Source organism: Streptomyces sp. NPDC054872, from assembly GCF_053610705.1.
Genome location: NZ_JBSGYY010000051.1, coordinates 57,592 through 66,113 on the forward strand (window position 1 = coordinate 57,592; position 8,522 = coordinate 66,113).

The 8,522-nt window shown below is 72.3% G+C and carries 4 protein-coding genes; 1 reads left to right on the plus strand and 3 read right to left on the minus strand.

The window, feature by feature from the left end; translation table 11 throughout:
- Positions 1-84: 84 nt before the first annotated feature.
- The 3 genes from ACWGIH_RS39115 to eccD form a co-directional block, all read right to left on the minus strand.
- Positions 85-420: a hypothetical protein gene (locus ACWGIH_RS39115; RefSeq protein ID WP_453449038.1), complete on the minus strand. Its 336-nt coding sequence runs from the start codon at positions 418-420 to the stop codon at positions 85-87.
- 491 nt (positions 421-911) lie between these two features.
- Positions 912-2,483, minus strand: coding sequence for a type VII secretion protein EccB (gene eccB, locus ACWGIH_RS39120; RefSeq protein ID WP_453449039.1), 1,572 nt, complete (start codon positions 2,481-2,483; stop codon positions 912-914).
- Between the two features lie 114 nt (positions 2,484-2,597).
- Positions 2,598-4,004 carry a type VII secretion integral membrane protein EccD gene (gene eccD, locus ACWGIH_RS39125; protein WP_453449040.1) on the minus strand — a complete coding sequence of 469 codons (1,407 nt, stop codon included), beginning with the start codon at positions 4,002-4,004 and terminating at the stop codon, positions 2,598-2,600.
- Positions 4,005-4,495: 491 nt separating this feature from the next.
- Here eccD and eccCa point away from each other — a divergent pair, with 491 nt between their 5' ends.
- Positions 4,496-8,485 (plus strand): type VII secretion protein EccCa, encoded by a 3,990-nt coding sequence (gene eccCa, locus ACWGIH_RS39130; protein WP_453449041.1) that lies wholly within the window; start codon positions 4,496-4,498, stop codon positions 8,483-8,485.
- Positions 8,486-8,522: the final 37 nt, after the last annotated feature.

Sequence of the window (8,522 nt, forward strand, 5' to 3'; positions counted from 1 at the left end):
ACGTCTCCTCTCGAAGTCCGGGCGGCGGGCCCGGGAAGCTCACGAAGTCCGGCCGCGCGGAAGGGGCCGGTACCGCGGTGGGGGTCAGCTCAGTGCTTCGAAGACACCCTGGCTGGTCTTGCTGTTCAGGACCTCGGTCAGGTCCTGGTTCTCCTTCGCCAGGCGGTTGGCGGAGGTCACGTTCTCCTGGAGCGCGTCGACCATCGTGCTGATCTGGACGACGACCTTCTGCGCCTCGGTGTTCCAGCTGCGGAAGAGCTTCAGGAGGGCCTGGCCCTCGTCGCCGCCGACGCCCGAACGCGCGGCGATCTCGGCGACGTTGTTCTGCACCTTCTCGACCTGGTCCCGGGCCGACTCCAGGGAGGAGACGCCTCCCAGACCCTTGGCATAATCCGCTTTCCTTGCGCCGCTGTCCGGCATGACGCGCTCCTTTCGTTCAGGCGCGTTCATCGCACCGTTGTTGCTGAGGCTAGAGAGAACCCAGCGTTCCGCGCAACGCGAGCGGGGAAGATCTGAGCATCGGCCGACCAGTTGAATTCAGCCGTGTGGCAACGGAGTTGTCCAAAGATTGCAGCGGGATGAACAGCCGCACCGGGCCGTGCGGAGTGGCGCGATGCGGGACTTCGACCGGTCGGCCCGTGAAACGGGCGGAAGGCGGGCACGCGAAGTGGCCGAACGGGCAAGGGGAAAGCCTTGTTTCCGGCCTTGCCCGCGGAATTGCGCCGACAGCGCCGTCGGAAACATCTGAGCTTCTCCTGAGCTTCGCCCGCGTATCCGCCACCCTGAAGTCGCCGCCGCCTGCATCGAATTCGCAGCGGCAGGGCCGCATTCGGCCCGACTTTTCCCCGCGATCGTCCCCATTTATTTTCTTCGGCACGCTATGGGCGCCTTGCCGGAATCCGCATGGTGTGTCAACCGCGCGATGCGGTGCCCGTCTTGTCCGCGCCGTCACGCTCACCGCCCCTCTCCGGCCGTTCGGCGGTACCGCACGCCGGAGCCGTCACCTTCGGCTTCGCGGCGCCGGACGCGGCGGCGGAATCGAGGTCCGCGCCGGTCGGGAAGGCCGCGAGCAGCGGTGCCGGGACCGAGCCGATGTCCCCGGCGCCGTAACCGAGGGCGGCCAGTGCGTTCTTGTCCGGGACGCGGTACTTCACGCCGTTCTCCGCGACCAGGTACGTGGTCCCGCCGTGTGCGGCGCCGCTCGCGTGCAGGGCCCTGACCAGGGCGCCGCGACCGGGTCGTACGACGGTGGCGTCGGTCGGGACGCAGGCCGGGCTCAACGGCCGCGCGGTGTCGTCCGACACCGCGACCGGGGCGAGCCGGGTCAGCGGGACCAGCACGGAACGGATCCGGGCGCCGCCGTCACCGCCGTCCACCTGCGCGCACAGTGCGCTGCCGCGCGGCGCGGTCTGCGGGGTCGGCGGCGCGTCCGGGAGTTCCGCGGAGGCGGCAGGGCCCGGATTCTCCGCCCGGTGTTCGCGCAGCACGGCCGCGCCGACCGTGCGCACCTCGGGGGACTCCCCCTGGTAGGCGTCCTTCTGGGTGGCCGGGTCGCCGAGCACCAGGGCGGCACCGAGCCGGGTCAGCGGCACCGTGCCGTCCTTGCGCAGCAGGTGGTAGGTGCTGCCGCCGCCGGGCACGCTGACCTTGAAGACCTGGCCGATCCGGCTGGCCTCGCCGCCGAGTTCGGGGCCCTTCTCGCCGCGGCCGGGCACCTTGGGCGGGCTCAGGGCCGGGCCGGGAGCCAGCGCGTCCAGGAAGGCCGCGGAGACCGGCATGGGCTCCTTGGAGCCGTATCCGAGCGCGTTGCGGGCGTCGGACGCACGGTCGAGGGCCAGCCGGCTGCCGCGCCACACCAGGTACTCGGTGCCGTCCGGGCCGCGTACGAGGACCCCGCGGTCGCTGTCGACGCCCTGGGATTCCAGCGGCGCCCCGGCCACGATGCTGGTGGCCCCCGGTTTGTTCACGCCGGTGTCCGTCACGGCGCCGGAGGTGTCGGGCAGCGCACCACCGGCCCCGGTGACACACATGTGCCAGGCGCCGGAGTCGAGTTCGCCGGGCCCTGGCACGGTGTCGGGCAGGCCGGGTATACCGACCGCGCTGCCCACCGGGACGTCCTTCAGGGAGGCGGTGCGGACGTCGACGGCCGCCAGGTCGTTGCCACCGATCAGCCGCGCGGACGCGTAGTTGCGCACCGGGTGCAGGACGCCGTCGGTGTCGGTCCACAGATAGCGGGCGCCGGTGTCGCTGTTGACCACCAGGTGCTTGCCGTCGCGCCAGGTGTCGTTGCCGCCGGGGCGCAGCAGGCCGTAGACGACGGCGCCCGCGCCGATCAGGACGGTCACAAGGACGCCGAAGATCACGCCGCGGGTGGTGCGTCCGAGGGGGCTCTCCGGGGCGTCGGGGTCGGCCGTGAGCAGGCCCGAACTGAGTCTGCCCATCATGAAACTGTGGGCGTGTACCTGGTCTCGTTTGGACTGCACGGCCTCTCCTACGACTCCTTGTCCGTGTCCGGCGGGCGGGCTCGGTGTCCCGGCGGGCGGGCTCCGTGTCCCGGCGGGCGGGTGCCCGTGGGGCTTCCCGGTGGGCGGGTGTGCTCAGCCGAACAGGCCGCGCAGCCAGCCGAAGAGCCCCGCGACCCAGCAGCTGAGCGGCAGCAGCGCCACGGCGAAGAGGGTGTGCGCCAGTTCTCCCGCACGCCCCCAGTACGGCAGCATCCGGCGTCCCGGCACCGTCCAGGCGGCGACGACGAGTCCGGCGGCCGCGGCGAACAGCACCGCGAAGACCACCAGGCGGCCGTTGGCGTCGCTGTCGATCGCCCAGGCGCGGGCGAGCAGCAGCAGTCCCCAGACGCCGGGGACGGCCAGGGTCAGCCGCTGCCCGATGTGGACGAGACCGCGGCAGTGCAGGAGCAGCAGCAGGCTCAGGACGAGGGAGGTGAGGACCGCGGGCAGGCCGGGGCGGTGGGTGAGGACGATCAGGGCGGCCGCGGCGATGGTGCCGGTGGCGGCGAACAGCGCGGTGACCCAGCGGCCGGCCAGCTCGGTGCGCTGGGCGACCTCGTCGCCCGCGTAGGGGTCGATGCCCTCCTGGAGCTGACCGGCGGTGGAGGGCAGCGCGGGCAGCCGCAGGCCGGCCAGCTTGAAGGCGAAGGGGGCCACCGCTCCGGCGGCGAGCGTGACGAACGTCGCCACCAGTGCCACCGCGGCCGGGGCGCCGAGGCCGCTGTAGCCCATCAGGGCGCCGGCGATCGCGGTCGCCACCGACACCAGGGCGGTGGCGAGGAGGGCCGGGGCGCCGACCGCGGTGGCGGCAAGGGCGAGGACCGCGCCGCCCGCGCCCGCCGCGCCCGCCGCCAGCAGCCGCGCTCCCGCGACTTTCACCGCGTCCGGGCCGCTCAGCTCGCCGCCGGGCAGCAGCCAGCCCGCCAGGGCCAGGCAGGGGGCGACAAGGAGGCCGAGCGCGGTCGCGGAGAGGCGGTCGCCGACCGCGCGGCTCGCCGAACCCGCGCCCGCGAGGAGCAGCAGCCCGGCCACGGCCGCGCAGGCGGCCCGCAGGGAACCGGAGTCGCTGACCCCGGGCCAGAGCACCAGCACGAGGGCGGCCGCCACGGTCGCCACCGCGGTGCCCACCAGGAGTCCGCGGGCCGCTCCGGCATGCCAGGTGTGCAGCTTCCGGCCCGCGGTGTCGGCTATCCCGTCCACCAGGTCGTCGAGGCGCGCCTCGGGCAGCGCCTCGGTGTGCGGGCGCAGGTAGAGCACGTCTCCGTCGGCGAGCCCGGCCCGGGCGAGGGTGGCCTCCTCGTCGAGCGGGGCGTCGCCGAGCCGCTGCAGCACCCAGCCGGCGTGGTCGAGGCCCGCCTCCTCGGCCTCCTCGCCGACGTAGCGCAGCAGCGTGGGCAGGAGGTCGGCGACCGGCACATCGGCGGGCACGGCCAGATCGACGGACACGCTCGGCGCACGTACGGTCAGGCGGCACAGTTCGGCCACCGCACTGTCGGTCATCAGCTGAACTCTCGTCTTCCGTGGAGGCTTTGCCGGGAGGACTTCCCCGGGAGTGAGGACGCGCGAATAGTACGGAAGACCCGCGCGGCCGGGAACGTGGGTGCCGGACAGGAGAATTGAGTCCGCGCGAACCGCGAACACCTCCCCGCATGGACAGGGCACGTTCCGTGAATGCAGACTACTGCCTACGCCCACCGGGTCGTGCTGCGGTCCGGACGCATTGTCCGGAAGGGGCCCGAAGAGAGTTGCCGGCCAAGGGAGTTGTCTCTCCCCGTTGTCCGTCACGGGAGTTGCCTCTCCCCCGCTATCCTCCCGAACCATTCACCCGGCGTTCATCGCGTCATGCGGGTGCCGGAGAATCAGCGTGGTGCGGTCTTTCCGTGACCGAGCGCCCCGGTATTCGCCGCGGGCCTGAAAGCCAGTAAAAGCGGAGGTTCTGTTCCTTGAGTGTGGTGCTGTTTCGCCGTCCGGCCCGCAGACGCGGACCGGAGATGCCCGAGGGACAATTGACCCTTCAGGAACCGCCGGTCCTCGCCGAGACGGTTCCGGACACCTCGGCCATATGGACTTATCTCCCGATGGCGCTCATGTCCGTGTCGATGATGCTGATGTTCCTGCGCCCCGGCGGAGGCAACGGCGTCTTCATGTATCTGGCGATGGGCGTCATGGCGCTCTCCGCCGGCGCCATGCTCCTCGGTCAGCTCATGCGCCGCTCCAGCGAGCGCAAGCAGCGCCTGAAGGGCGAACGCCGCGACTACCTCCGCTACTTGGCCCAGACCCGCAAGCGCGTCCGGGCCACCATCGTCGAGCAGCAGCGCGCGCTGGCCTGGCGTCACCCGGAGCCCGCCTCGCTGCGCTCCCTGGCCCGCACCTCACGGCTGTGGGAACGCCGCCCGGCCGACGAGGACTTCGGCGAGATCCGGCTCGCGGTCGGCGAACAGCAGCTCGCGCTCGCCCTCAACCCGGTGTCCACCCGCCCGGTGGAGGACCTCGAACCCCTCTGCGCGCACGCCCTGCGCCGCTTCATCCGCGCCTACTCCACGATCCCGGGACAGCCCCTCGGGCTCTACCTGCGCTCCTCCGCCAGGGTCCTGCTCCGCGCCGAGGAAGCCGCCGAGGAGAGCGCCGAACAGAGTGCGGGGAGCCAAACCGCGGGGAGCGAAGAGGTACGCGCCCTGGTCCGCGCCATGCTCGGCCAGCTCGCGGTGTTCCACGCGCCCGAGGAGCTGTGGATCGCCTTCTGCGTCAGCGACGAGCGCCGCCCCGACTGGGAGTGGGCCAAGTGGCTGCCGCACACCTTGCACCCCTACGAGGAGGACGGCGCGGGCCAGGTCCGCCGCATCACCGCCGACCTCACCGAGCTCGACGACCTGCTTGGCGCCGAGTTCGCCGAACGCCCCGGCTTCGACCCCGACGCCCGCCCCGGCCGTGACGAGCCCTACACGGTCGTCGTCCTGGACGGCGTCACCGTCCCCGAGGGCCACCGCTGGGCGGGCCACGGCTACCGCAACGCCCTGATCCTGGACGTCTCCGGGGCGCTGCGCTGGCGCCCCGGCCGCAACACGCTGCGGCTGACCACCGGGCCCGACCAGGTCAGCCTGGTACGCACCGACCGCAGCCGCAAGGAACGCTCCGTCCCCCTGGGCCGCCCCGACCGGCTCGGCCCGCACGGCGCCGAGTCACTGGCCCGACTGCTCACCAGCCGCCGTATCAGCCTGGGCAGCGACATCGCGCAGCCGCTGGACTCCGACGTCGAACTGACCACCCTGCTCGGCATCCCCGACCTGCACCGCCACGACCCGCAGGCACTCTTCGACCGCAACACCGGCTCCGCCCGCCTGCGGGTGCCCATCGCCGTCGGCGTGGACGGCCGCCCGGTGGAACTGGACATCAAGGAGTCCGCGCAGGGCGGCATGGGCCCGCACGGCATGCTCATCGGCGCCACCGGCTCCGGCAAGAGCGAACTCCTGCGCACCCTCGTCCTGGGCCTGGCCCTGACCAACTCCTCCGAGACCCTCAACTTCATCCTGGTCGACTTCAAGGGCGGCGCCACCTTCCTGGGCCTGGAGGAACTCCCCCATACCTCCGCCGTCATCACCAACCTCGCCGACGAGGTCGCCCTGGTGGAACGCATGCAGGACGCCCTGCACGGCGAACTCATGCGCCGCCAGGAACTGCTGCGCTCGGCCGGCAACTACACCTCCGCCCTGGAGTACGAGCGGGCCCGGGCCGGCGGCGCCGACCTCGCCCCGCTGCCCAGCCTGTTCGTGGTGGTCGACGAGTTCAGCGAACTGCTCTCCGCGCACCGGGAGTTCATGGACCTGTTCGTGATGATCGGCCGCCTCGGACGCTCCCTCGGCGTGCACCTGCTGCTTGCCTCGCAGCGCCTGGACGAGGGCCGCATGCACCAACTGGAGAGCCACCTCTCGTACCGCATCGGTCTGCGCACCTTCTCGGCGATGGAGAGCCGGGGCGTTCTCGGTGTGCCGGACGCCTACCAGTTGCCGGCCCAGCCCGGCAGCGGCTTCCTGAAGTCCGGTGTGGAGGCCCTGACCCGCTTCCGCGCCGCCTACTCCTCCGGCACCTACGCGCGCCGCACCGGCGCGGTCGTACAGGCCCGCGTCGCCAGTCAGGTGGTGCCCTGGACCAGCGGCTGGGTGGTGCCGCGCACCCTGGAGGCGGCGCCCGACCCGGAGCCGGAGACCGAGGAGAACGGCCCCGAGGAGACCCTGCTCGATGTCGCCCTTGACCGGCTGCGCGACTCCGGTCCGGCCGCCCACCGGGTATGGCTGCCGCCGCTCGCCGAGCCCGCGCCCCTCGATGCCCTGCTCTCCGGCGTCGCCCCCGACCCCGAGCGCGGACTGACCGCGGACTGCTGGCCGGGCACCGGCAAGCTGCGCGTCCCGGTCGGCCTGGTGGACAAGCCCTTCGAGCAGCGCCGCGACCCACTGGTGGTCGACCTGTCCGGGGCCGGCGGCCATGTCGCCATCGCGGGCGGTTCGCAGAGCGGCAAGTCCACCCTGGCCCGCACCCTGATCGGCGCCCTGGCCCTGACGCACACCCCGGCCGAGGTCCAGTTCTACTGCCTGGACTTCGGCGGCGGCGGGCTCTCGCAGCTCGGCGGGCTCCCCCATGTCGGCGGGGTCGCCGCGCGGCTCAACCCGGAGCGCGTGTACCGGGCTGTCGCCGAGGTGATGACGCTGCTGGCCCGCCGCGAGCAGTTCTTCGTCGACCACACCCTGGACTCCATGCAGTCCTACCGGCGGCGCCGGGCCGCCGGGGAGTTCCCCGACGAGCCCTTCGGCGACGTGTTCATGGTCGTCGACGGCTGGTCCACGGTCCGTCAGGACTACGACGACCTGATCCCCAAGTTCAACGAACTGGCCGCCCGCGGCCTCAACTACGGCATCCACCTGCTCATCACCACCACCCGCTGGGTGGAGCTCTCCGCCCAGGTCCGTGACCAGGCCGCCACCCGCCTGGAACTGCGGATGGGTGATCCGATGGACTCCGAGATCGACACCCGCAAGGCGCGCTCGGTGCCGCGCAGCGGCGGTCGCGGCATCACCGCGGACAGCAAGATGCACTTCCTGGCCGGGCTGCCCCGCCTCGACGGGAGCGGCTCCCTGGAGGATCTCGGCGACGGCGTCGCCCATCTGGTCGCCGAGGTCGCCCGGCACTGGTCGGGCGCTCCCGCCCCGCAGGTACGGATGCTGCCGCACCGCCTGCCGCTGGCCGAACTCCCCGCGCCCGAGGCCACCGAGGGCGGCGGCATGCGCCTCCCGCTCGGGATCGACCAGGACGCCCTGGAACCGGTCTGGCACGACTTCAGCCGCACCCCGCACCTGATCGTGGTCGGCGACACCGAGAGCGGCAAGACGAATATGCTGCGGCGCATCACGGCGGGCATCACCGCCCGCTACGCGCCCAACGAGGCGAAGATCATCGCGGTGGACTACCGGCGCACCCTGGTGGACACCATCCCCGAGGAGTACCGCATCGGGCATGTGATCTCCCTGGACAACCTCAAGGAGACCGTCGACGGCGCGGCCCGCGCGATCAAGACCCGTATCCCGGGCGCCGACATCGCCCCCGGCCGCATGCGTCAGTGCGACTGGTGGACGGGGCCTCGCCTGTTCATCCTGGTCGACGACTACGACATGGTCTCGGGCAACTCCTTCCAGAGTCCCTTCGAGCCCCTCTTCGAGCATCTGACCCTGGGCTTCGAGACGGGTCTGCACCTCATCGTCGCCCGCAGCGCCATGGGCGCGGGTCGCGGTCTCAGCGACGCGCTCATGCGCCGTCTCGACGAGGCCAACAACCCCGCCGTCCTGCTGTCCTGCCCGCCCACCGAGGGCCGCCTCTTCGGCAACGCGAAACCCCGCAACCTGCCTCCGGGCCGTGCCCTGCACATCGCCCGGCGGCGTGAGCGTCTGATGCAGACGGCGCTGGTGGAGGAGGCTTCGGGCCACAGCGGCTGAGTACGACGGGAAGCGGGGGCCACCAGAAGGTGGCCCC